At 73.1% G+C, this 23381-nt stretch carries 17 protein-coding genes; 5 read left to right on the forward strand and 12 right to left on the reverse strand.

All coding sequences use genetic code 11. The annotated features are described in order from the left end of the window. Positions 1-374: 374 nt before the first annotated feature. Entirely contained in the window at positions 375-1238 is an 864-nt protein-coding gene (locus ACGFSH_RS20655; RefSeq protein ID WP_393350564.1) for an inositol monophosphatase family protein, read from the reverse strand. 97 nt (positions 1239-1335) lie between these two features. Beyond that, positions 1336-3165, reverse strand: a complete 1830-nt coding sequence (locus ACGFSH_RS20660) for a gamma-glutamyltransferase family protein (RefSeq protein WP_393350567.1) — start codon at positions 3163-3165, stop codon at positions 1336-1338. A gap of 285 nt (positions 3166-3450) precedes the next feature. On the opposite strand from ACGFSH_RS20660, the gene ACGFSH_RS20665 reads away from it, so the two are divergent. After that, positions 3451-4119 carry a hypothetical protein gene (locus tag ACGFSH_RS20665; RefSeq protein ID WP_393350569.1) on the forward strand — a complete coding sequence of 223 codons (669 nt, stop codon included), beginning with the start codon at positions 3451-3453 and terminating at the stop codon, positions 4117-4119. Between the two features lie 85 nt (positions 4120-4204). Here ACGFSH_RS20665 and ACGFSH_RS20670 read toward each other — a convergent pair whose 3' ends face one another. The 9 genes from ACGFSH_RS20670 to ACGFSH_RS20710 form a co-directional block, all read right to left on the reverse strand. Then, positions 4205-5734 carry an NCS1 family nucleobase:cation symporter-1 gene (locus tag ACGFSH_RS20670; protein ID WP_393350571.1) on the reverse strand — a complete coding sequence of 510 codons (1530 nt, stop codon included), beginning with the start codon at positions 5732-5734 and terminating at the stop codon, positions 4205-4207. Positions 5735-5887: 153 nt separating this feature from the next. Further along, positions 5888-6907 (reverse strand): TIGR03842 family LLM class F420-dependent oxidoreductase, encoded by a 1020-nt coding sequence (locus ACGFSH_RS20675; RefSeq protein WP_393350573.1) that lies wholly within the window; start codon positions 6905-6907, stop codon positions 5888-5890. A gap of 11 nt (positions 6908-6918) precedes the next feature. Then, positions 6919-8322 carry a dihydropyrimidinase gene (gene hydA / locus ACGFSH_RS20680; protein WP_393350575.1) on the reverse strand — a complete coding sequence of 468 codons (1404 nt, stop codon included), beginning with the start codon at positions 8320-8322 and terminating at the stop codon, positions 6919-6921. A gap of 94 nt (positions 8323-8416) precedes the next feature. Continuing rightward, complete coding sequence (locus tag ACGFSH_RS20685; protein WP_393350578.1) at positions 8417-9259, reverse strand: nitrilase-related carbon-nitrogen hydrolase; 843 nt, start codon at positions 9257-9259, stop codon at positions 8417-8419. 180 nt (positions 9260-9439) lie between these two features. Then, positions 9440-11023: a PucR family transcriptional regulator gene (locus tag ACGFSH_RS20690; RefSeq protein ID WP_393350580.1), complete on the reverse strand. Its 1584-nt coding sequence runs from the start codon at positions 11021-11023 to the stop codon at positions 9440-9442. 30 nt (positions 11024-11053) lie between these two features. Then, positions 11054-12337: an aspartate aminotransferase family protein gene (locus ACGFSH_RS20695; protein ID WP_393350582.1), complete on the reverse strand. Its 1284-nt coding sequence runs from the start codon at positions 12335-12337 to the stop codon at positions 11054-11056. Further along, on the reverse strand, positions 12334-13176 hold the full coding sequence (locus ACGFSH_RS20700) for a nitrilase-related carbon-nitrogen hydrolase (protein ID WP_393350584.1): 843 nt from the start codon (positions 13174-13176) through the stop codon (positions 12334-12336). The genes ACGFSH_RS20695 and ACGFSH_RS20700 overlap by 4 nt, the downstream gene beginning before the upstream one ends. A gap of 278 nt (positions 13177-13454) precedes the next feature. Continuing rightward, positions 13455-14915: a hypothetical protein gene (locus tag ACGFSH_RS20705; protein WP_393350587.1), complete on the reverse strand. Its 1461-nt coding sequence runs from the start codon at positions 14913-14915 to the stop codon at positions 13455-13457. A 144-nt stretch (positions 14916-15059) separates the two neighbouring features. Continuing rightward, on the reverse strand, positions 15060-15311 hold the full coding sequence (locus ACGFSH_RS20710; protein ID WP_393350590.1) for a helix-turn-helix domain-containing protein: 252 nt from the start codon (positions 15309-15311) through the stop codon (positions 15060-15062). Positions 15312-15343: 32 nt separating this feature from the next. Here ACGFSH_RS20710 and map point away from each other — a divergent pair, with 32 nt between their 5' ends. Further along, positions 15344-16114 (forward strand): type I methionyl aminopeptidase, encoded by a 771-nt coding sequence (map, locus tag ACGFSH_RS20715; RefSeq protein WP_393350593.1) that lies wholly within the window; start codon positions 15344-15346, stop codon positions 16112-16114. Between the two features lie 303 nt (positions 16115-16417). Next, entirely contained in the window at positions 16418-18976 is a 2559-nt protein-coding gene (locus ACGFSH_RS20720; protein ID WP_393350888.1) for an ATP-dependent Clp protease ATP-binding subunit, read from the forward strand. 3 nt (positions 18977-18979) lie between these two features. Here ACGFSH_RS20720 and ggt read toward each other — a convergent pair whose 3' ends face one another. Then, positions 18980-20806, reverse strand: coding sequence for a gamma-glutamyltransferase (gene ggt, locus ACGFSH_RS20725; protein WP_393350595.1), 1827 nt, complete (start codon positions 20804-20806; stop codon positions 18980-18982). 142 nt (positions 20807-20948) lie between these two features. Between ggt and ACGFSH_RS20730 the strand changes: the two genes are divergently transcribed. Further along, complete coding sequence (locus ACGFSH_RS20730) at positions 20949-21695, forward strand: hypothetical protein (RefSeq protein WP_393350598.1); 747 nt, start codon at positions 20949-20951, stop codon at positions 21693-21695. An 80-nt stretch (positions 21696-21775) separates the two neighbouring features. Next, entirely contained in the window at positions 21776-23344 is a 1569-nt protein-coding gene (locus ACGFSH_RS20735) for a CocE/NonD family hydrolase (RefSeq protein WP_393350601.1), read from the forward strand. Positions 23345-23381 lie beyond the last annotated feature (37 nt).

Raw genomic sequence — 23381 nt, forward strand, 5'->3', positions numbered from 1 at the left:
GCCGAACCGGCCGGGGAGGAGCCGAACAGGCCGGAGTCGCGAGACCGGCGGGAGGGACCTGAGGGACCGGACCGGACCGGGCCGGCGCGGGCGCCCTCCGCCTGCCCGGCACAGACCGTCCCCGAGGAACGAGCCGGCCCGAGGCGTGAACCGCCCTCGGACGCGGACCGCCCCGGGGACGCGAGCCGCCCTCACCCATGAGCCGGCGCCGGGCGGACGGGCCGCATCGCCGGTGACCCCCCACTGCCGGTGAGCGGTCACTGCGGTCCGTCCCCCCAGGGATCACGGCCTCGCGCAAGCCCTGGCCCCCGCCGGGGCCGGTGCCCCCGGCGCGGCGGACGGCCCCGCCCGGCAGGGCTGACGGCGGCCCCCGCTCAGGAAGCCTCGCGGAGGGACTCGGTGTCCGAGAGGAGCCGCATCACGCGTCGGGCCGTCGCCTCGTCCCGGGCCGCGGTGAAGGGCAGGGAGTTGCCGCCGGTGATGCGGAACGGCTCGCCGCCGAGGGTGAGATGGGCGCCGCCCGCCTCCTCGACCAGCAGCAGTCCGGCAGCGTGGTCCCAGGCCGCCTCCCAGGAGAACGCGGTGGCGTCCACCTCGCCCCGGGCGACGGCGAGGTACTCCAGCCCGGCCGAACCGCAGGGGCGCGGGGCCACGCCGTCGCTCCACAGCGGCAGCAGGGCGCGCTTTTGCTCGTCGGTCGTGTACAGGGGGTGCGAGGTGGCCACCCTCAGGGCGCGGCCGGGCTCGGGCGGTCCGGCGAACAGCCGCTCGCCGTCGAGGAAGGCGCCGCCGCCGCGTACCGCCGTGGCCAGTTGGTCGCGAGCCGGGGCGTAGGTCCAGGAGGCGAGCAGCACTCCGTGCCGGACGAGGGCGACCAGGGTGCAGAAGCCGTCGTCGCCGTGCACGAACTGACGGGTCCCGTCGACGGGGTCGACGATCCAGACAGGCGTGTCGCCCTGTATCGCCCGGTACGTGGCCGGGTCGGCGTGCACGGCTTCCTCGCCGACGACGACCGATCCGGGCAGCAGGGCGCCGAGGGCCGAGGTGAGGAACAGTTCGGCGTTGCGGTCGGCGTCCGTCACCAGGTCGTGCGGGCCGGCCTTCTGGTCGATCTCGTGCTCCGCGAGCTGCCGGAAGCGGGGCATGATCTCGGCCGCGGCGGCCGCGCGGACCGCCTCCTCCACGTCGGCGTGGTGGCGGGCGAGAAACTCGTCGATGGTTTCCTTGTCTTCGATCATGCCTCCATGAGAGCACGCCCCACTGACAATCCCCGCCCGCCCGGTGCATCCCAGGTGGAATCGGGATGAAGAGCGGGGGCGTGAGCGGCGCGCGCGGTCAGCGGCCGACCGCGTATCCCTGCATCCCGCGCGGGTTGGCGGCCGCCGACAGCACGCCGGACGCCGGGTCGCGGGCGACCGCGCACAGCCGGCCCTCGGACCAGGGGTCGCCGAGGGCGACGTCATGACCGCGCCGCCGCAGCTCCCGGACCACCTCCGCGGGCATGCGGGACTCCACCGTGACGCTGCCCGGCCGCATCCCGCGCGGGTAGAACGAGCCGGGGAAGGCGTCGTTGTGCCAGTTCGGGGCGTCGATCGCGCCCTGGAGGTCGAGGCCGCCCCGGACTGAAGGGCGGAGCGCGACGGCGAGCAGGAAGTGCAGCTGCCACTGGTCCTGCTGGTCTCCGCCGGGGGTGCCGAAGGCCAGTACGGGCGTCCCGTCGCGCAGGGCGAGCGAGGGAGTGAGGGTGGTGCGCGGGCGGCGGCCGGGCGTCAGCGAGTTCGGCAGCCCCTCCTCCAGCCAGGTCATCTGCAACCGGGTCCCGAGCGGGAAGCCCAGCTCGGGCACGACCGGGTTGGACTGGAGCCAGCCGCCGCTGGGCGTGGCGGCGACCATGTTGCCCCAGCGGTCGGCGACGTCCAGGTGGCAGGTGTCCCCGCGGGTCTCTCCGGAGACGGTGACCTGCGGTTCGCCCGGCACGGGGGACGTGGGGGCCTTGGCGACCGTCGGCTCGCCGGCGCCCATGGGGCTGAAGCCGGGATCGTCCGCGGCCACCACGTGCGCGTGCGCGCTGAGCCGGGGCGCGCGTCCGCCGGGGCTGCCGGGCCGCAGCTCGTACGACGCCCGGTCGCCGATCAGCCGCCGCCGGCGGGCGTTGTAGTCGGCGTCGAGCAGGTCGGCGAGCGGGACCTCGGCCGCGTCGCCGTACCAGGCCTCGCGGTCGGCCATGGCGAGTTTGCAGCCCTCGATCAGGAGGTGGACGTAGTCGGCGGAACCACGGGCCGGCAACTCGGGCGCCAGCAGGGCGAGTTGCTGGAGCAGGACCGGTCCCTGGCTCCAGGGACCCGGCTTGCAGACAGTCCAGCCGTTCCAGTCGTAGGTCGTCGGCGCCTCGTACGTCGCGGACCAGTCCGCGAGGTCGGCGGCCGTGAGGGTGCCGGTGTGGCGTTCACCGCTGGTGTCCAGGGTGGGCCGGGCGGCCTGCCGGACGAGCGCCTCGGCGACGAATCCGGTCCGCCACACCTCCCGGGCGGCGTCGATCCGCGCCTCCCGCCCGCCCGCGCCGGCGGTCTGGGCGAGCAGCCGCTTCCAGGTGGCGGCGAGGGCGGGGTTGCGCAGCAGCTCCCCTGGCCGCGGCGGCCTTCCGCCCGGCAGATAGACCTGTGCCGACGAGGTCCACTCCGTCTCGAAGAGGTGCCGCACGGTCTCGACGGTCGCGCCGACGTTGTCCACGGGCGGGTGCCCGTGCTCGGCGTAGCCGATGGCGTACTTCAGCACGTCGCCGAGGGACTTGGTGCCGTGGTCGCGCAGCAGGAGCATCCAGGCGTCGAAGGCGCCGGGCACCGCGGCGGCGAGGGGTCCCGTGCCGGGCACGAGGTCGAGACCCAGTCCCCGGTAGTGCGCGACGGTCGCGCCGGCCGGCGCCACGCCCTGCCCGCACAGCACCCGCACCTCGCCGCCGGCCGGGGCGAGGAGGATCGGCACCTCGCCGGCGGGCCCGTTGAGGTGCGGTTCGACGACGTGCAGGACGAAGGCCGCCGCGACGGCCGCGTCGGAGGCGTTGCCGTCGTCCTCCAGGACCGCCATCGCCGACTGCGCGGCCAGCCAGTGGGTGGCGGAGACCATGCCGAAGGTTCCCTGGAGCGTGGGCCGGGTGGTGAACCGCATTGCTCGCCGTCTCCCCGTGGTGCGTCGTCGGTGCCGCGTCACCGTCTCGCCGTGGCGCGTCGTCGGAAACCCGTCACAGTATGCCTGAGCACGAAAGCACCACTTCTTGCTGTTTTGCCGTATTTGATACCGATGGACCGTCAATGCCGGGGAACTGGCGCGCCCTTCGTCACCGCCCGTGCACGCAGCGAGTTTTCGCTTCCGCCCCACAGGGAGTCGTGTGACACTGGCGTCCACCGTCCGCACTGCGGACCCCGTCCGCACCGTCCCCCACGAAAGTGCGCCGTGCGCTCTCTCCCACTGCCGCTCGCCCTCACCGCGCGCCTGTCCCCCGTGGCCGTGCTCGCCTGCGCGGGCTGGGCGCTGACGTCCGGACCGCTCACCGCCACACAGGACACCGCGGCCAAGGACACGCAGAAGACCCAGTCCGAGAAGGCGTCCGAACCGGCCACGACGGCCGTGTCCAAGACGTACGGGACCGCGCCCGCCCCCTGCACGAGTCTGGCGGCGAAGACGATCACCACGCTGGTGCCGGGCGTCAAGCCGGCCGGCAAGGAGATCCCGTCCACGGACGCCGGCCTGCGCCGCACCTGCTCGTGGAACGCGCTCAAGGGGTACGACTACCGCTGGCTGGACATCTCCTTCGAGATCACGGACTCGGACGAGGAGGCGCAGAGGTCGTACAAGGAGCGCGTCGAGGAGAAGAGCGGCGGCGGGGCCGTGCCGGGGCTCGGGAACGCGGCCTACTCCGTGGTCAATCTGACGACGGAGGACAAGCAGCAGACCCGGGAGGGCGTCGTCATCGCCCAGGTGGCCAACGCGCTGGTCGTCGTCAACTACAACGGCAGCGACTTCGAGTCGAAGAAGGCGCCCTCCACCGACGAGATCAACAAGGGCGCGATCAGGGCGGCGAAGGAAGCGGCGGCCGCCCTTCAGAACGGGCCGAAGGCCTGAAACCCCGCCCGCCGCGCGTGCGGCGACGGCCGGAGGAGCGTGCTCGCTCCTCCGGCCGTTCTCCGTGCGCGGGCCGTCCCGCGGGTCAGGCGGCGGCCTCCTCCCGGCGGCCGCGCAGCAGCATCAGGGCCAGGTAGACGACGGTGGAGGTGCCCAGGCCGACCGCCCAGCCGTAGTCGGCGAGGGGTTCCAGCGCCGGGACGGGCCGGCCGTCGATCAGCGGCTTGAGGCTGGCGCCGCCGACGGCGAGGACGCCGCCGGTGACGAAGGCGACCACGGCCCGCCAGTTCCAGCCGGCCTCGTACCAGTAGCGGCCGCCCGCGCGGTACAGGTCGGCCAGGTCGAGCTTGCCGCGGCGCAGGATCCAGTAGTCGGCGATGAGGATGCCGGCGACCGTGCCGAGCAGACCGCCCACCAGGCCGAGCCAGGTGAAGATGTAGCCCTGCGGGTCGGAGTACAGCTTCCACGGGAAGATCAGCACGCCCAGGACGCAGGTCGCCAGGGCGCCGGTGCGGAAACTGATCCTGCGGGGCGCGATGTTGGAGAAGTCGAAGGCGGGCGAGACGAGGTTGGCGGCGACGTTCACCGACAGGGTCGCCACCAGCACCGTCACCAGCGCGAACAGCAGCCCGAAGACGTTGTCCGTCTTGGCGGCGAGCTGCACCGGGTCCCAGACGGCCTTGCCGTACACGGCCTGCGAGCCGGAGGTGACCAGCACCGACAGCAGCGCGAACAGCGTCATCGTCGTGGGAAGGCCGAGCGCCTGCCCCCAGGTCTGCGCCTTCTGCGACCGGCCGTAGCGGGTGAAGTCGGGGATGTTCAGCGACAGCGTCGACCAGAAGCCGATCATGCCCATCAGCGACGGCCAGAACAGCTTCCAGAAGTCGCCGCCCCAGCCCAGCTCGGAGGGCTGGTCCAGCAGCGGGCCGAACCCGCCCGCTTTGTCGCTCATCCAGACCAGCATCACGAGCGCGCCGACGAGGACGAAGGGCGCGGCCCAGTTCTCGAAGCGGCGGATGGTCTCCATGCCCCGGTAGATGATCGCGACCTGGATCGCCCAGAAGATCGCGAACGACAGCCACATGGTCCACGGGTGGCCGCCGACCGTCCCGGCGTCGGACCAGCCGTTGCCGATCAGCTTCCCGGCGAGGAAGAAGATCGCCTCGCCGCCGATCCAGGTCTGGATGCCGAACCAGCCGCACGCCACCAAGGCGCGTACGACGGCCGGCAGGTTGGCGCCGCGCACGCCGAAGGAGGCGCGGGCGAAGACCGGGAAGGGGATGCCGTACTTCGGCCCCGCGTGCCCGGTGAGCAGCATCGGGACGAGCACGATGAGGTTGGCCAGGCCGATGGTGAACACCGCCTGCTTCCAGTCCATGCCGACGGCGATCAGACCGGAGGCCAGTGTCCACGACGCCGTGTTGTGGGCCATGCCGACCCACAGCGCGGAGAAGTTGTACGTGGTCCAGGTGCGCTTCTCCACGGGGACCGGGAGCAGGTCCTCGTTGGCGTAGGGGCCGCTGGGCGGCGGTGAGCCCGGGGCGAGCTCCACGCGTCCGTCGGGACGGGTGACTTGGCCGGCCAAGGGTATGGCCGTGGGAGCGGTGTCGGTCATGAGCAGGCCAATCAAACGAGGGGCGGATCCGGAAAGGCCGTGCGGGGTCTCCGGGTCCCCTCCTCCGGGGAGGTGGAGGAGGGAAGAACAGGAGTGGGGGGTTGGGGAGTTGCTCCTGAGGACGAGTGGGCGGGCCCCTGGGGACGGGCCGGGTCAGCCGCTGACGGCGGGGATGACGGTCGCGCCGTAGGCGTCGATGGTGGCCTCCTGGGCGTCGTGCATGTCGTAGAGGGCGAACTGGTCGACGCCCAGGTCGCGCAGCGCCGTCAGCTTCTCGATGTGCTTGGCGACCGGTCCGATGACGCAGAACCGGTCGACGATCTCGTCGGGCACGAACGCGGTGTCGGGGTTGTCGGCCCGCCCGTGGTGCGAGTAGTCGTACCCCTCGCGTGACTTGATGTAGTCGGTGAGTTCGTCGGGGACGGCGGCGGAGTGCGCGCCGTACTTGGACACGAGGTCGGCGACGTGGTTGCCGACCATGCCGCCGAACCAGCGGCACTGCTCCCGCGCGTGGGCGAGTGCCCCGGGCGAGTCGTCCTCGGTGACGTACGCCGGGGCGGCGACGCAGATCTTCACCTCGGACGGGTCGCGTCCGGCGGCGACGGCGGCGTCCTTGACGGCCTTCACCATGTACTCGGTGAGGTAGAGGTCGGCGAGCTGGAGGATGAAGCCGTCGGCCTCCTCGCCGGTCATCTTCAGCGCCTTGGGGCCGTACGCGGCCATCCACACGGGGAGACGCGCGTCCTCCTTGATCCAGGGGAACCGGACGACCGTGCCGCCGAGGTCGGCCTCCCCGCCCGAGCCGAGCGCCCGGATGACCTTCATGGCCTCGCTGATCCGGGCCAGGGTGTTCGGGGCGCGGCCCGCGACGCGCATCGCGGAGTCGCCGCGGCCGATGCCGCACACCGTGCGGTTGCCGAACATGTCGTTGAGGGTGGCGAAGGTGGAGGCGGTGACCTCCCAGGTGCGGGTGCCGGGGTTCGTCACCATCGGGCCGACCGTCAGCCTGCTCGTGTTGGCCAGGATCTGGCTGTAGATCACGAACGGCTCCTGCCAGAGCACGGCGGAGTCGAACGTCCAGCCGTACGTGAAGCCGTTGTGCTCGGCGCGCTGCATCAGCTCGACGACGCGTGAGGCCGGCGGGTCGGTCTGCAGGACGAGTCCGAAGTCCATGTGCGCTGCTCCTAGTCGAGGTACTGGCAGGTGGAGCGCGGGGTGTAGACGCCGTGACCGGCGCGTCCGGTGTACTCCCGCTCGGTGATGACGAGTTCGCCGCGCGAGAGGACCGTCTCGACGCGGCCGGTGAGCCGTTTGCCCTCGTACGCCGAGTAGTCGACGTTCATGTGGTGGGTCTCGGCCGAGACGACCTGTTCGGCGTGCGGGTCGTAGATGACGACGTCGGCGTCGGCGCCCGGGGCGAGGGTGCCCTTCTTGGGGTACATGCCGAACATGCGGGCCGGGGTGGCGCAGGCGATCTCGATCCAGCGGCGGCGGCTGATGTGCCCGTCGACGACGGCCTGGTGGAGCAGGTCCATACGGTTCTCGACGCCCGGCAGGCCGTTGGGGATCTTCGAGAAGTCGCCACGGCCGAGTTCCTTCTGGCCCACGAAGCAGAAGGGGCAGTGGTCGGTGGAGACGACCTGGAGGTCGTTGGTGCGCAGGCCCCGCCACAGTGCGGCCTGGTGTTCCCTGGGGCGCAGGGGTGTGGAGCACACGTACTTGGAGCCCTCGAAGCCGGGCTCGGCGAGGTTGTCCGTGGACAGGAACAGGTACTGCGGACAGGTCTCGCCGAAGACGGGCAGCCCTTCGTCGCGGGCCCGCGCCAGTTCCGCGACGGCCTCCGTCGCCGACACGTGCACCACGTACAGCGGGGCCCCTGCGACCTGCGCGAGCCTGATGGCGCGGTGGGTGGCCTCGGCCTCCAGGAGGGCCTTGCGGACCTCGCCGTGGTACCTCGGGTCGGTCTCGCCGCGGGCCAGTGCCTGCTCGACGAGGACGTCGATGGCGATGCCGTTCTCCGCGTGCATCATGATCAGCCCGCCGTTCTCGGCGGAGCGCTGCATGGCGCGCAGGATCTGGCCGTCGTCGCTGTAGAAGACGCCGGGGTAGGCCATGAACTGCTTGAAGGAGGTGACGCCTTCCTGCACCAGCAGGTCCATCTCCTTGAGCGTGTCCTGGTTCACGTCGGAGACGATCATGTGGAAGCCGTAGTCGATCGCGCAGTTGCCCTCCGCCTTGGCGTGCCAGGCGTCGAGGCCCTCGCGCAGGCCGCGCCCGACGCTCTGCACCGCGAAGTCCACGATGGTCGTCGTGCCGCCCCAGGCGGCCGCCCGGGTGCCGGTCTCGAAGGTGTCGGAGGCGAAGGTGCCGCCGAAGGGCAGCTCCATGTGGGTGTGGACGTCGACCCCGCCCGGGATGACGTACTTCCCGGTGGCGTCGACGACCCGCTCGGCGGTCCAGGCCGCGGCGGCCGGGGTGCCGGAGGCGGCGAGGGCGGCGATCCGGCCGTCCTCGATCAGGACGTCGGCGTGGATCTCGTCGGACGCGGTGATGACGAGACCACCCCGGATGACGGTACGGCTGCTCATACTCCCTCTCCTGCCGTGTTCAACACTGGTGTCGTGCCTGGAGGGCGCCGCCGGTCCGGTCCCCGCGCATCGGACCGGCGGCGGCTGCGGCCGGTTACGGCGCGGTCAGCGGGGGGTAGGCGTCGGGGCGGCGGTCCCGGTAGAACTGCCAGCGGTCGCGCACCTCGCGCAGCTTGGCCATGTCCAGGTCCCGGACGACGAGTTCGCTCTCCTTGTCGCTCGCCACCTCCCCGACGAACTGGGCCTCCGGGTCCACGAAGTACGAGGTCCCGTAGAAGTCGTTGTCGCCGAGCTCCTCGACGCCGACCCGGTTGATCGCGCCGACGAAGTACTCGTTGGCGACCGCGGCCGCCGGCTGCTCCAGCTGCCACAGGTAGGCGGACAGGCCGCGCGAGGTCGCCGACGGGTTGAAGACGATCTCCGCGCCCTCCAGCCCCAGCGCCCGCCAGCCCTCGGGGAAGTGGCGGTCGTAGCAGATGTAGACGCCGACCTTGCCGACGGCCGTCTCGAAGACCGGCCAGCCCGCGTTCCCGGGCCGGAAGTAGAACTTCTCCCAGAAGCCCTTCACCTGCGGGATGTGGTGCTTGCGGTACTTGCCCAGGTAGGAGCCGTCCGCGTCGATCACGGCGGCGGTGTTGTAGAGGACGCCCGGCTGCTCCTCCTCGTACATCGGCAGCACCAGGACGATGCCGTGCTCCTCGGCGAGCGCCTGGAACCGGCGGACGATCGGACCGTCCGGGATCCGCTCGGCGTACTCGTAGAACTGCGGGTCCTGGACCTGGCAGAAGTACGGCCCGTAGAACAGCTCCTGGAAGCACAGGATGCGAGCGCCCTGCGCGGCCGCGTCGCGGACCGCCTGCTCGTGGACCTGGATCATCGATTCCTTGTCGCCGGTCCAGGCCGTCTGGAAGACGGCGGCACGGATCACTTGGCTCATCGGGACCTCCGGTCGCTCGGTGTACGAGGAGCCTAGGAAGCGAGCCGGTCCGCTTTGAGTTGCACGCTGTCACGCCTGAGGGCGTCCGGCGTGCCACCGTGTCACGTCTTCGACGCCCCATGCATCACCACCGTTTTCCCAGGTCGTTCCATGTTTCCGGGTCGTTTCCCCGGGCGAGGGTCAGCTGTGCTGCGCGTCGTGCGCGAGGAGCGCGATGTGCACCGAGGCTGCCTGTTCGAAGTCGTCGAGGTCCACGCCGAGCCGGCCCTCTATGGCCTCCAGCCGGCGGTACAGGGCGGGCCGCGACACATGGTGGAGCTGTGCGGTGCGGGACTTGTTGCGGCCGGTGGCCAGATAGGTCCGCAGGACGGCGAGCAGGTCGTCGCCGGCCGCGCACAGCAGCCCGTCCAGCTCGCGCTCGGCGAACGACTGCACATGCGGGTCGTCCCGCAACAGCCGCACCAGGCCCCGCAGATGGACGTCCCTGAGCCGGACGACGGCCGGGAGGTCGAGCGCGGCCGAGGAGTCGGCCACGGCGTCGGCGACGTGCTGGGCCTCGCGCAGCCCGGCCGGCACCTCGTCCCACGCGGTGCGCGGGCCGGCCGCGGCGACGACGGTGCGGGGCTGCCCCGGCCCGGTGCGCAGCCGGGCCGCGAAGCGGACGGCCAGCGCCTCGGCGTCCTGGTCGCGGGCGAGGCTGAGCAGGACGGCGGTGGCTCCGTCGGCGAGTTCGGCGACCAGCCCGGGCAGGCCCAGCAGCCGCAGCGTGCGTTCGATGCGGGCCGGGCCGCGGTCGCGCACGACGAGCGGCACGAAGGTCCGCCGGTTGACGGGCAGGCCGGCCGCCCGGGCCCGGGGCAGCAGATGGCGGGCCGGCACGACGCCGGAGACCAGGTCGGTGAGCAGGCTCTGCGCGGACTGCTCCTCCCACGAGTGGGCGGCGGCCCCGCCGAGCATGCGGTGCAGGACGAGGGCCTCGGCCGCCCGGTCCGCGAGCAGCCGTCCGCCCGCGGTGTCGCCGCGGTGGCCGCAGAGCATGATCTGCCCCCACCGCTCGCCGCGTCCGCCCAGTTCGGCGCGGATCCAGCCGTCGCCCTCGCTGCCTCCGGCCTGGCGGGCGATGCGCTCCCAGTCGCGCAGCACGTCGTCGACCGCCGAGCGCTCCCCCGCCGTGGCCAGCACCCGGTGGGCGAGGTTGGTGACGACGACGGGGCAGGCGGCGTGCTGGGCGATCTCGTCGAGCAGCCGTTGCAGCGGGGCGCCCGCGGTGATCAGTGCCGTCAGCGCGGTCCGCACGGCCTCCGACAGGCTGACGGCGGCGAACTTGCGCCGCACCAGCCGGGACTGGACCTCCTCGGTCAGCTCGGCGAAGGGGGACGGGCGGTGCAGGACCACCATCGGCAGTCCGCACCGCTCGGCGGCGCGCCGCATCACGTCCGGCACGGTGGGGAAGGCCCGGCCGAGGCCCAGCACGACGGCCGCGGCCTCCGCGCGGTGCAGGGAGCGGACGTACTCGGTCTGCGCGGTCTCGTCGCCGGCGAGCAGCACCCCGGTGGTCAGGACCATCTCCCCGCCGCTGAGCATCACGCCGACGTCGGCCGCCTCGGCGACGTGCACCCAGCGCACGGGCCGGTCGAGCTGGGACGCGCCGGCCACCACCTCGGGCTCCCCCGCCAGCACCCTTTCCAGGGCCAGGACCTGACGGACCGACAGTGCGGGCTCCAGCGGCTCCACGGGACCCCAGGGATCCAGGGCGATGGTCATGGCGTGTGTTCCCTCGGCTCAGGCCTTGCGTTACTGCGTGCTCCTCAGCGCGCCTTCGAGGACGGCGGCGCCCTCCTCGGCCTCCGCCACGGTCAGGGACAGCGGCGGGGCGATGCGCAGCGCGCTCGTGTCGTGGCCGCCGCCCTTGCCGATCAGCAGGCCCCCGGCGCGTGCGGCCTCCAGCACGGCGGACGCGCGGTCGGGGTCGGCCAGGCCGGTGCCGGGACGGGTCAGCTCGACGCCGATCATCAGCCCGCGCCCGCGCACCTCCCGCACGCCCGGGTCCTGGGCGGCGACGGCCCTCAGCCGCTCGATGAGCAGGCCGCCGACCCGGCGCGCGTTGCCCTGGAGGTCGTGTTCCAGCAGGTAGGAGAGGTTGGCTAGGGCGGCGGCCATGGTGACCTGGGTGCCGCCGAAGGTGGAGATGCTGTTGGCGTCCAGGCAGTTCATGATCTCGGAGCGGGCGACGACCCCGCCGACGGACATGCCGTTGCCGATGCCCTTGGCGAAGGTGACGATGTCCGGCGGACCGTTGCGGGCGTGCGCCTGCCAGCCCCAGAAGTGGTCGCCGGTGCGGCCCCAGCCGGTCTGCACCTCGTCGGCGATCCACAGGACGCCGTGCGCGTCCAGCACCTCGCGGAAGGCCGCGTACAGGCCGTCGGGCGGCGACGTGAAGCCGCCGACCCCCTGGACGGGCTCGGCGATCAGGGCCGCGGGCGCGCGGGTGTGCCCCAGCAGGTCCTTCAGGTCCGCGACGCAGGCGTCGATGAACGCCGCGTCGTCGAGGTGCGCGAACGGGCCGCGGCCGCGCACCCCGCCGTGCACGTACAGCGTCTGGAGCGGGGAGAGCGAGGTCGGCGACCAGCCGCGGTTGCCGGTGATGCCGACCGCGCTGAAGGAACGCCCGTGGTAGCTGTTGCGCATGGCCAGGACGGTGTTGCTGCGCCGGAAGGCCGTGGCGAGCAGCAGCGCCGTGTCGTTGGCCTCGGTGCCGGAGGTGGTGAAGAAGACGCGGGCGTCGGGGATGCCGCTGACGTGCGCGATCCGCTCGGCCAGCTCGACCATGGGCCGGTTGAGGTAGAGCGTGGAGGAGTGGACGATGCGCCCGGCCTGCTCGCTGACCGCCTTGGTGACCTCGGGCAGCGCGTGCGCGGTCATCGTGGTGAGGATGCCGCCGAAGAAGTCGAGGTACTTGTTCCCCTCGGCGTCCCAGACGTGCCGGCCCTCCCCGTGGGTGATCTCCAAGGGGTCCTCGTAGTAGAGGGCCAGCCAGTCGGGCAGGACGACGCGGTGGCGGTCGTGGAGTTCGCTCACGGCTGCACCAGCCCGTCGTAGGCGTCGGGGCGGCGGTCCCGGTAGAAGGCCCACTGCCGGCGAACCTCCTCGACGAGGTCGAAGTCGAGGTCGCGGACGACGAGTTCCTCGTCCTTGTCGCTCGCGACGTCGCCGACGAACTTGCCGCGCGGGTCGACGAAGTACGAGGTCCCGTAGAAGTCGTTGTCGCCGTACTCCTCGACGCCGACGCGGTTGATCGCGGCGACGAAGTACTCGTTGGCGACGGCGGCCGCCGGCTGCTCCAGCTGCCACAGGTGGGCGGACAGACCACGGTGGGTGGCGGACGGGTTGTAGACCAACTGCGCGCCCTGGAGGCCGAGTTGCCGCCACCCCTCGGGGAAGTGGCGGTCGTAGCAGATGTAGACGCCGACCCGGCCGACAGCGGTGTCGAAGACGGGCCAGCCGGCGTTGCCCGGCCGGAAGTAGTACTTCTCCCAGAAGCCCTTCACCTGCGGGATGTGGTGCTTGCGGTACTTGCCGAGGTAGGAGCCGTCCGCGTCGATCACGGCGGCGGTGTTGTAGTAGAAACCGGACTGTTCCACCTCGAAGACCGGGACGACGACCACCATGCCCGTCTCGCGGGCCAGCTCCTGCATGCGGCGCACGGTCGGCCCGTCGGGGACCGGCTCGGCCCAGCGGTAGTGCTCCGGCTCCTGGACCTGGCAGAAGTAGGGAGCGTTGAAGACCTCCTGGAACCCGATGATCTTCGCGCCCCGGCGGGCCGCCTCGCGGGCGTGCTCCTCGTGTTTCGCCACCATGGACTCGGTGTCGCCGGTCCAGGTGGCCTGGACCAGTGCGGCACGTACGACGTTGGCCATGAGCTGCTCCTTCGACAGGACGTCAGAGCCTCTACGCCCGTAGACGAAGGTCGTAGAGGGACGAACGTAAGCCTCCTGGACGGGCTTGCCAAGACCATCGTCGTCAACCCGCGGAGACGATCGCGTTTCACACTCCTGTGGGTGAGTCGCACGGCGTCCGGCCCAGCGCGGACCACGTGGGCGGCACGGGCGGACCACGGGAGCGCGCGCGGGGCGGTCCGCACGGCCGCTCCCCGGACCCGACGTCTCCCGCGGGCGCGGCGCCCCGCCCGGGCGGTTCAGGCGGTGAATCCGGCGACCCTGAGCGCGTGCACCAGATCCCACCGGCGTTCCTCGGAGACGGCGCGGGCGGCCTCCAGCAGCAGCGGAACGAGGGCCCGCGGATCCGGGGCCGCGCTGCGGGCGGCCTCCTCCGGAGGCCGGACCCGGACGTAGGCGTCGAGCAGGGCGCGGGCCTCGCGCCGCCGCCCCTCCCCGACCAGGGCGAGGACGGCCTGCCCGATCTCGGCGGCCGGACGGGCGACGCCCTGCCGCAGGATCTGCTCGCCGTCGTCGGCGCGCCCCACCGCGGCCAGCGCGTCGGCCGCGGCGACGAGCCGGCCGGGCGGCAGGGAGGCCGCCTCCCAGAGCAGGGTGGTCCAGTCGGCCGCGAGGCCGGTGCGCTGCAACTCCGCCGCGAGCAGCGGGACACGGGCGGCCGGCCAGCCGGCCAGCTCCACCAGCAGGGCGTGCGCCTCGCCGCTGCGCCCCTCGGCGCGCAGCCGCACCAGCCGCTCCACCGCCTCGACGGTCTCCCGCCGCGCGGCCGCGTCCAGCGGCTCGCGCCGCGGCTCGGCGTCACGCTCCACGCGCTCGGCGCGCCCGGCGGCGGCTCCGGCGAAGCGGGCGCCGCGCAGCGTGCGGCGGGCGGGCGCGGGCGCCGTCGGTTCCGCGGCGGGCGGCACGGCCACAGGGGCCGCGTCGTCGTCCGCCAGACCGGCGAACCGGGCACTGCCCCGACGCCGCTTGCGCGGTTCGGGCACGGGGTCCGGCGCGGCGGCGTCACGGACGACGGGGGGCGAGCCGCCGTCGCCGGCACGCTGAGGGCCGTCGTCGAACCCCGCGTGGGCGTCATGGCCGGACGGGGCGTCGTGGGCGTCCGGGGTGGCGTGACCGGAGGGGGTCTCACGGGCGGCCGGCCGGTCGGGGTGGGGTGGTGGCGTCGGGGCGGCGGGGACGGCGGGGACGGTGGGGAGACGGTCCAGGGCCGCCATGCGGTGGCGCAGCTCGGCGCAGCGGGCGGTGGCGCGTTCGTGGTCGTCGCGGGCCCAGGCGAGGTCGAGGCGGACGGCGTCGGCCTGTTCGTGGGTGGCCGCTGATTCGAGACGGCGGCCGAGGCCGGCGAGCCGGTCGGCGGCGTAGCGCTGCTCGCGGAGCATGACGTCGAGCCGGTCCCCGAGGGCGTCGCGGCCGCCGGGACGGGCGTCGTGGGCGGCGAGCGCGCCGGCGTGCAAGGACCGCAGACGTCGTGTCTCCTGCTCGGCGACCTGGGAACCGTATGCGGCCGCGACATCCTGGAGGAGAGCCTCCACCACGTCCCAGGGCGGCACCTCACGTCCGTCCAGGCAGGCCCGCATGCCGTCCGGGTCGCGCTGCCAGAACACCGCGCACCAGCCGGCGCCCTGGTCCAGGCGTGCCAGCAATCCGTTCAGGTGGTTCACGAACTCCCGCACCCGGCCCGGGAGTTGATGCACAGTCATCGCTGGACTCCCGCCCCGACCGGAACACTCCGCTTCGTAGCGAACACCAGTTGTGTTACAGCGGGGCTACGGGGAGTTTTCGAAGCGGACGCGACCCCGTCACCGTGCGGCCCCGAGCCGGGCGAGGCCGCGGGGATCCCGGCGTCAGGCCGGGGCGAGCGCGCACAGCCCCGCCAGGTCGTCCATGGACAGACCGAGCACCCGGGCCAGGGCGGCGACCGTGAAGAACGCCGGGGTCGGCGCCCGTCCGGTCTCGATCTTGCGGAGGGTCTCGGCGGAGATGCCCGCGCTCGCCGCGATCTCGGTCATGCTCCGGCCGCCGCGCGCCTCGCGCAGCAGCCGTCCGAGCCGCTCGCCGCGCTCGCGCTCTTCGGGGGTCAAGGGGGTGCGCACCATGACACCATTCTAATACCGGTATAGTAATTGGAATGGTAGAGCTGAAGACGGACACATCGATCGACGCCATGTACGAGGCGGGCCAGGTCGTGGCGCGAGCCCTGACAGCCGTGCGCGAAGCCGCCGACGTGGGCGTGACGCTGCTGGAGCTGGACGAGGTGGCACACGACGTGCTGCGGGAGGCGGGGGCGTCGTCGCCCTTCCTCGGCTACCGCCCGTCCTTCGCTCCGACGCCCTTCCCCGCGGTGATCTGCGCGTCCGTGAACGACGCGATCGTGCACGGCGTCCCCACCCGGCACCGGCTGCGCGACGGCGACCTGGTGTCGATCGACTGCGGCGCCGAGCTGAACGGCTGGGTGGGCGACTCCGCGATCAGCTTCACCGTGGGACGGGCCCGTCCGCAGGACGTCCGGCTCGTCGAGACCGCCGAGCGCGCGCTCGCCGCCGGTATCGGGGCGGCCCTCGTCGGCAACCGCGTGGGCGACATCGCGCACGCGATCGGCACGGTCTGCCGGGGGGCCGGGTACGGGATCATGGACGACTTCGGGGGCCACGGCGTGGGCCGCCACATGCACGAGGACCCCGCGATCCCGAACGAGGGCCGGCCCGGCCGGGGCCTGGCGCTGCGCCACGGCATGGTCATCGCCATCGAGCCGATGCTGATCGCCGGCGGCGGCGACGACTACCACGTCGCTCCCGACGGCTGGACCCTGCGCACGAACGACGGCTCCAGAGCGGCCCACACGGAACACACGGTGGCCATCACGGACAACGGCCCCCGCGTACTCACCCGACGGGGCTGAGCGGCCGGGGACGCCCCGGCCACGCGGGTTCCCCTGCCACGCCGGCCACGGACGCTCGCGTCGCCCCGGCCCCGCCCGGAACCCACGGCCGCGCGGACGCCCCGGGCTGTCGCATCGCCGCGGAGCGCCGGGCGCCCGGCCGGACGCGGAGGGCCTCGGGGCTCCGTGGCGGGGCTCCCGATGGGCCTCCGGCTCGCAGGGGTTCCTGGGCGTGCCCGAGGTCGGCGGGCGTGCGAAGGTGGGTGTGTCCGCCCCAGCCGAGGGCGCCCGGCAGCGCATCGCACGTCCATGGAACGGAACGCCATGACCAACGGCTTCGACGCCCCGGAGGGCTACGGCGACTACGGAGACCCCTACGGCGAGTTCCTGGCCCGCTTCTTCGGCGGCCCGCGCCCCGGCCCCCGTCAGATCAACATAGGCCGGCTCCTCAGCCGGCCGGCGAGAGACCTCGTCCGCGGCGCGGCCCAGTACGCCGCCGAGCACGGCAGCAGGGACCTGGACACCGAGCACCTGCTGCGCGCGGCCCTCACGGCGGAGCCGACCCGCACCCTGCTCAGCCGGGCCGGCGCCGACCCCGACTCGCTGGCGACGGAGATCGACGAGCGCTCGGGCCCGGCCCGGCACTCGCCCGGCGAGGCTCCCCCGCCCACCTCGCTGGCGCTCACCCCGGCCGCCAAGCGCGCCCTGCTGGACGCGCACGACCTGGCCCGTTCCCGGGGCGCGGGGCACATCGGCCCCGAGCACGTGCTCAGCGCGCTGGCCGCGAACCCCGACTCGGCGGCCGGGCACATCCTCAACGCGGCCCGGTTCGCCTCCACGGGCATGCCGCCCGAGCCCCCGGAGGCCCCGGCGGCGGCCCGTGCCGCGGACCGGCAGCAGGCGACCGGAACGCCCACCCTGGACAAGTACGGGCGCGACCTCACCGAACTGGCCGCCCGGGGCCGGATCGACCCGGTGATCGGCCGGGACGACGAGATCGAGCAGACCATCGAGGTCCTCTCCCGGCGCGGCAAGAACAACCCGGTGCTGATCGGCGACGCGGGCGTCGGCAAGACCGCCGTCGTGGAGGGACTGGCCCAGCGGATCACGGAAGGGGACGTGCCCGACGTCCTCCTGGCCCGGCGGGTGGTCGCCCTGGACCTCACGGGCGTGGTCGCCGGCACCCGCTTCCGGGGCGACTTCGAGGAGCGGCTGAACACCATCGTCGACGAGATCCGCGCCCACTCCGACGGGCTGATCGTCTTCATCGACGAGCTGCACACGGTCGTCGGTGCGGGCGGGGGCGGCGAGAGCGGCTCGATGGACGCCGGCAACATCCTCAAGCCGGCGCTGGCCCGCGGCGAACTGCACATCGTGGGCGCGACGACGCTGGAGGAGTACCGGCGCATCGAGAAGGACGCGGCGCTCGCCCGGCGGTTCCAGCCGATCCTCGTGCCGGAGCCGTCGGCCGCGGACGCGCTGGAGATCCTGCGCGGGCTGCGCGACCGCTACGAGGCCCACCACCAGGTCCGCTACACCGACGGCGCGCTCGACGCGGCGGTGGGGCTGTCGGACCGCTATCTCACCGACCGCCGCCTGCCCGACAAGGCGATCGACCTGATCGACCAGGCGGGCGCCCGGGTCCGGCTCGGCGCCCGCACCAAGGGCACCGACGTGCGGGCCATGGAGCGCGAGGTCGAGCAGCTCGTCCGGGACAAGGACCAGGCGGTCGCGGACGAGCAGTACGAGGAGGCCACCCGGCTGCGCGACCGCGTCGCGGAGCTGAAGGAGCGCATCGCGCGCGCCGGCGACGAGGTCACGGTCGACGAGGGCCGGGATCTGGAGGTCACCGCGGAGGCGATCGCCGAGGTCGTGTCCCGGCAGACCGGCATCCCCGTCGCGAGCCTGACCCAGGAGGAGAAGGACCGGCTGCTCGGTCTGGAGGAGCACCTGCACGAGCGGGTGGTCGGCCAGGAGGAGGCCGTGCGGGTGGTCGCGGACGCGGTGCTGCGCTCGCGCGCCGGGCTCGCCAGCCCGGACCGGCCGATCGGCAGCTTCCTGTTCCTCGGCCCGACCGGCGTCGGCAAGACGGAACTGGCCCGCGCGCTCGCCGAGGCCCTGTTCGGCAGCGAGGAGCGCATGGTCCGCCTCGACATGAGCGAGTACCAGGAACGGCACACCGTCAGCCGTCTCGTGGGCGCCCCGCCCGGCTACGTGGGACACGAGGAGGCGGGGCAGCTCACCGAGGTCGTCCGCCGCCACCCGTACTCGCTGCTCCTGCTGGACGAGGTGGAGAAGGCCCACCCGGACGTGTTCAACATCCTGTTGCAGGTCCTCGACGACGGCCGGCTCACCGACTCCCAGGGTCGCACGGTGGACTTCACCAACACGGTCATCGTGATGACCAGCAACCTGGGCTCGGAGGCGATCACCCGGCGCGGCTCCGGCATCGGTTTCGGGCCCGGCGGCGCGGACGCCGACGAGGAGGCCCGCCGCGAGCGGATCCTGCGGCCGCTGCGCGAGCACTTCCGGCCGGAGTTCCTCAACCGGATCGACGAGATCGTGGTGTTCCGTCAACTGACGACCGATCAACTGCGGCGGATCACCGACCTGTTGCTGGAGAAGACGCGTCAACTGGTGCGGGTGCAGGGCCTCACGGCCGACTTCACCGCGGCGGCCGTCGACTGGCTCGCCGAGCGCGGATACCAACCCGAGTACGGGGCAAGGCCGTTGCGCCGAACGATCCAGCGTGAGGTCGACAACCGGCTCTCCCGGCTGCTGCTGGACGGCCGTGTCGCGCAGGGCGACCGCATCACGGTGGACGTCGAGGACGGGCGGCTCGCGTTCCGCACGCGGCCACCCGTCCCCACCGCCGAACTCTGAGCGCTACCGCGCCGGGCGGACGACCTGGGCCGAACCGCCGCCGCGCCGCACGGTCTCGGCCGCGGCGAGCCACTTGCCGTTCGGCAGCCGCTGCACGCCCGTCGCCGCGCCGATCTCGGGATTGAGCTTGAAGGAGTGCCCGAGGGCCTCCAGGCGCGCCCGCGGACCGGTGGGGCTGGTGTCGTCGTAGAGGGCCGGCTCCAGTTCCGTCTGGGCCGCGTTGCGCTGGCTCGCGCGCGGGGCGGCGATCGCGTCGACCAGCGGCAGACCGCGGTCGAGGAACTCGGTGAGGGTCTGGAGCACGGTGGTGATGATGGTCGCGCCGCCGGGCGAGCCGAGCGCCACGACGGGCCTGTCGTGCCGGTCGAGCACGATGGTCGGCGAGATCGACGAGCGCGGCCGCTTGCCCGGGCCGGGCAGGTTCGGGTCGTGGACGGCCGGATCGGCCGGGGCGAAGGAGAAGTCCGTCAGCTCGTTGTTGAGCAGGAAGCCGCGGCCGGGCACGGTGATGCCGCTGCCGCCGGTCTGCTCGATGGTCAGGGTGTAGGAGACGACGTCGCCCCACTTGTCGGCGACGGTGAGGTGCGTGGTGTTCTCGCCCTCGTAGGTCGTGGGCGCCGCGGGGCCGCCGGCGCCGCAGGCGGCCGGGTGGCGCGGATCGCCGGGCGCGAGCGGGCTGGTGAGCACGGCGTCGTCCTTGATGAGGCAGGCGCGCGAGTCGGCGTACCGTTGCGACAGCAGCTGCCGGGTGGGGACGTCCTCGAAGGCGGGGTCGCCGACCCAGCGCCCGCGGTCGGCGAACGCGATGCGGCTGGCCTCGATGTAGCGGTGCAGGTACCGCGTCTCGCTCGCCTTCGCCAGGTTCGTGCGCTCCAGGATGTTCAGCGCCTCGCCGACCGTGGTGCCGCCCGAGGACGAAGGCGCGATGGAGTAGACGCCGAGGCCGCGGTACGAGGTCTTCGTGGGCGCCTGGAGCTTGGCGCGGTAGGCGGCGAGGTCCTTGGCGGACAGGTCGCCGGGCCGGGCGTTCCAGCCCGAGGCCGGGTCCACGGGCGGGTGGTTCACCGTGGCGACGATGTCCTTGCCGAGGTCCCCGCGGTAGATCGCGTCGACGCCCCTGGCGCCCAGCTCCTTGTAGGTGCGGGCGAGGTCGGGGTTCTTGAAGGTGGAGCCGACGACGGGCAGCCGGCCGCCGGGCAGGAACAGCTTCGCCGTGTCCGGGAAGGCGCGGAAACGGGCCTCGTTGGCGGCGGTCTGGGAGCGGAAGGTGGCGTCGACGGTGAAGCCGTCGCGGGCGAGGCGCTCGGCGGGCCGCAGGACGGCGCCGAGCGGCCGGCTGCCCCACTTGCCGAGTGCCGTCGCCCAGGTGGCGGGCGTCCCCGGGGTGCCGACGCCGAGACCGCTGGTGACGGCGTCCGCGAAGGCGAGCGGTTTGCCGTTCTCCAGGAAGAGTCCGGAGTCCGCGGTCAGCGGGGCGGTCTCGCGGCCGTCGATGGTGTGCACGGTACGGGACTCGGCGTCGTAGTAGACGAAGTAGCCGCCTCCGCCGACGCCGGAGGAGTAGGGCTCGGTGACGCCGAGGGCCGCGGCGGTGGCGACGGCCGCGTCGACGGCGTTGCCGCCCTTCCTCAGCACCTCGATGCCGGCGGCCGTGGCGTCGGCGTCGACGCTGGCCACGGCGCCGCCGTAGCCGACGGCGACCGGCGTCTTTCCGACCGCCGCCGCCGCGGGGGCGGGTGGCGCGGCGCTCGGCGGCGCCGCGGCCCCCACGGCGACGACGGCGGCCGAGACCGCCAGGACCGACAGTTTCCGCGGGACAGGGCGACGCATCCGTACCTCCAGTCCGAACCGTCCGCGCAGCGTAACCACATTCGAGGGGCCTCGACAGACTCCTTCAAGGCACTGTCATACGACTGCCACACCTCGAACACGGGTACGCCTGGGGTCCGTCGGCCCGCTAGCATGCGCGCCCATGAACGACGACGTGCGCAACATCGTCCTGGGTGTCATCGCGGCGGGCCTCAGCGCCGCGCTCGGCTGGGTGGCGCGGACTTATCTGTGGAGGCGCGGACTCCGGCGCAAGCAGGCGTTCTTCGGGCTGCCGGACAACTCCGAGTCGCTGCTCGTGGTGAACCGGGAGGCGGGCGGCGCCGAGCTGTCGGTGATGCGCAACGACGTGTTCGCCCTGCTGGAGCTCTCCGCGCTCATCAAGGACTGCCACGCCCATGCCCAGGTCGTCGGCCACGACACGGCCCGTCAGGGCTTCGGTGACCGAACGGAGTTCTGTGTCGGGGGGCCGTCCTCGAACCGCCGTATGGCGGCGCACCTCTCCTCCCTGCTGCCGGGCGTCCGGGTGAACGCCGACGCCGAGCCCGGCCCGGACCGCGGCGCGTTCCGGATCGGCGGCGAGGACTACCGGGTCGATCCGGGCGTCACCGAGTACGTGCTGCTGGCCCGGCTGACGGTAGGTCAGCGCCGCGGGGAGCGGCCGGTGTTCCTGTTCTGCGGGCAGCGCGCGATCACCAACCAGGCGGCCACCCGCTATCTCGCCCGCCATCACGAGCGGCTGGCGCGCAAGTACGGCGACAGCTCCTTCGTCCTGCTGCTGAAGGTCGTCAACTCCCAGGCGTACGGCCCCGATGTCGTCGAGCTGGTCGACGACGTGACGCGTGCGGCCAGGGCCCCGCTGCCTGCGACGACAATCGTTACTCCCACGTAACTTACCGACGGGTTACCCGCGGTCGCCCTTGCGGTTACCGTCGGGTCACTTTGTGACGTGGGAAGTTGAGGAGTGAAATCGTGGGACAGCACCGCAGGGCTCTTCGCACGACCGCCGCGGGCGCCGTCTCCGCCTCCCTGATCGCCGGCGGGGTCCTGGGACTGGCGCCCGCGGCCCACGCCGCCGGGAACGGCGTGCGCTACGTCGACATCGCCGGGGACGGCGGGACCGTCCTGAAGGCGAACGTCGTCACCCCGGCCGGGGCCGACGGCACCCGCCGCTACCCGCTCGTCGTGCTGCCGACGAGCTGGGGCTTCCCGCAGGTCGAGTATCTCGCCCAGGCCCAGCGGCTCGCCGACTCGGGCTATGTGGTGCTCGGTTACAACGTGCGGGGCTTCTGGCAGTCCGGCGGAGAGATCGACGTGGCGGGCCCGCACGACGTGGCCGACGCCTCCAAGGTCCTCGACTGGGCCCTCGCCCACACCCCCGCCGACGCCCGGCACATCGGCATGGCGGGCGTCTCCTACGGCGCCGGTATCAGCCTCCTGGCGGCCGCCCACGACCCGCGCGTGCGGGCCGTCGCCTCGCTCAGCGGCTGGGGCGACCTCATCGACTCGATCTACTCGGGCAGCACCCAGCACCTCCAGGCCGCCGCCGTCCTCGACACGGCCGGCACGGCCACCGGGCGGGAGAGCGCCGAGTCGCGGGCCGTCCTCTCCGCCTTCCGCTCCGGCGACCTGACGAAGGAGAAGGACCTCATCGCCTGGGGGAAGAAACGTTCCCCCGCGACCTATGCGGACCGGCTCAACCGCAGCGGCGCGGCGGTGCTGCTCGCCGGCGCCTGGGGCGACACCGTCTTCCCGCCCCGGCAGTCCGCCGCCTTCTACGAGCAGCTGACCGGCCCGAAGCGGCTGGAGTTCCGCCCTGGCGACCACGCGACCGCCGAGATCACCGGACTGTTCGGGCTGCCCAACGACGTGTGGACGGACACCGAGCGCTGGTTCGGCCACTACCTCAAGGGCGAGGACAACGGCGTCGACCGTGAGGCGCCCGTGCGCCTCAAGTCCCGTACGGGCGGCGGGTACGAGGGGTACCCGGACTGGAAGTCGGTGAGCGCCGCACGCGGCAGGATCGCCCTCGCCGGCACCACCACGCTCCACACGAACGTGGACTCCGGCGCGGACGGCGGGACGGTGTTCCTCTCCGGCATCCTCGACCAGTTCGCCAAGCTGCCGCCGGTCGCCGCGATCCCGCTGCTCCCCCGCCGCTGGGCGGCGGTGTGGCAGTCGCCGAAATACGCCACGGTCCAACGGGTGCGGGGAGCGGCGACGTTGCACACCACCGTCACCCCGACCGAGGAGAGCGGCACCCTCGTCGCCTATCTGTACGACGTGGGGCCGCTCGGCCTCGGCAAGCTGGTCGACCACGCGCCGTACACCTTCCACGGACGGACGCCCGGCACGCCGTTCGGTCTCGACCTGGAGATGCTCTCCACGGCCTACGACGTCCCGGCGGGGCACCGGCTCGCCCTGGTCGTCGACACGGTCGACCCGCTCTACATGGAGCACAACCCCTCCGGCGCGCGGCTGACCTTCTCCTCGCCGGCGAGCGACCCGTCGTACGTGTCGGTCCCGCTGCGCGAGCAGTGATCTCCGGCCGCTGCCGGGGCGGGCGCGCCCCGTGGCT

Source organism: Streptomyces sp. NPDC048481, assembly GCF_043200075.1.
GTDB lineage: Bacteria > Actinomycetota > Actinomycetes > Streptomycetales > Streptomycetaceae > Streptomyces.